This is a genomic window from Herbaspirillum sp. FG34, assembly GCF_057809315.1.
This window is the reverse complement of sequence record NZ_JBMDJS010000046.1, coordinates 1-1,511: the sequence shown is the minus strand read 5'-3', so window position 1 is coordinate 1,511 and position 1,511 is coordinate 1. Positions and strand designations below refer to the sequence as shown.

At 61.6% G+C, this 1,511-nt stretch carries 2 protein-coding genes; both read right to left on the bottom strand.

What is annotated here, in order from left to right; genetic code table 11:
• Nucleotides 1-730 (bottom strand): phage capsid protein (locus tag ACODSZ_RS23050; protein WP_488928637.1); only part of this gene is annotated, 730 nt, incomplete at its 3' end.
• A 202-nt stretch (nucleotides 731-932) separates the two neighbouring features.
• A partial coding sequence (locus ACODSZ_RS23045) for a hypothetical protein (protein WP_488928636.1) occupies nucleotides 933-1,511 on the bottom strand: 579 nt, incomplete at its 5' end.

Sequence of the window (1,511 nt, the reverse complement as noted above, 5' to 3'; positions counted from 1 at the left end):
GGATCGAGGACTTGCACCATGCCATGGTGCGCAGCACGCCGGCGGTGTTGAGCACGCGCTCGTAGGGCACCCAGCTGAAGCCCATCCACTTGCCCGACACATCGCCGGACTGCAGCATCTTCACGGCCATGTAATCCGCCGAAGTCAGGGTGGTGTCCGACAGGATGTCTTCCAGCATGTCCGAGGTGTACGCGATGTACAGCTCTTCGGGGATGTCGGCCTGCTCGTCGGCCTCGTTGGCGCGGAACAGCTTCTTGGCGGTGATCAGCTTGGCCTTGGTAAAGCCGGTGCCGCCGTTCAGGATGATCTGGCTGGAGGGCAGCGGGACCAGCGTGCCGTCCTTGGTCTGGGCATTGCCGATACCAGCCGAGAAGATGATCTGGTCCTTGCGACGGTTCCAGGCTGCATTGAGCGAGTCCATGTAGGAACCGCTCGGGTTGGCCAGCACCTTGGGTTCGTCGGCGCGGTCCACCGGCAGAGCCTGGTAGAAGTCGCGCATCAGGGCCACGCGGGTGGTGTGGTTGGCATCCGACCAGACGGTATCACCGTGGCGGGTGGTGTTCTCCGGGGTGTCGGCAATGGCATCCAGGCGGTTCGCGGTGAACGACTCGCCGGTGATGTTGCCACGATCCGTGACGCGGGGTTCGAAGCGGGCGCGCTTCTGTTGGGCCTGCATGCGGATCGAAGTATCGAACTGCTGCACAAAGGCCTGGGTGATCGACTGGGGCATGTGAATCTCCAAAAAGGTGACTGAGAAATTCGCCTTTCAGGGTGTCCGGTCATCCGGGCCTGCCAAACGGTCGCCTTGCATGCACCGGCTACCGTGCGCAAGGAGGGTATCTGTAGGGTGTCCGCGCACCACCACGGGCCTGTATCTGCCCGCAATGGTCGCGCTGGGTGGGGGTCGGTTTCCCGACTAAATGGAGGAGGTATTACGCGGCGGCTTCGGTGCCGTATTTCTTGGAGAAGTAGTTGCGGACCTTCTCGCTGACGCGGGCATGGTCTTTGTGGCTGGGGTTGGAATAGGCCTCGGATCCCATGAGGGTCTCGATTTCATCGCCCGAGGTGATATTGCCTTCACTGTTCGGGTTCTTGTCCTCGGCCAGCTCCGGGCCCAGCGCAGCCATGAGTTGCAGGAACTGGGGATTGTTGCCCAGCGGCCCATTCATGATCTGCTGTACATCGATGCCGGCCTTGCTGGACAGTGCGGTGGCCGCCGAGAACGCCAGGCCGACATTCCGGCTGAACGTTGCGGGAGTGGCCCATGCCTTTTCCAGCTCCGCCTTGCAGGTGTTGGCATCGAGGACGCCAGCAGCGGCCACCAGTTGCGGCGCCATTTCGAAGTAGCGATCCATCACCAGGTCCAGTTGCTTCTGGGTCATGCCCGCTTCGAATGCTTTGGTGCGGAAATCTTGGAAGCCTTGATCTTCTTCGGGCTTGAATGCGTCCTTGAATGCTTCCGGGACCGTGACCGTATATTCTTCCGCAGCCTTCGGGCGCACATCGCCAGC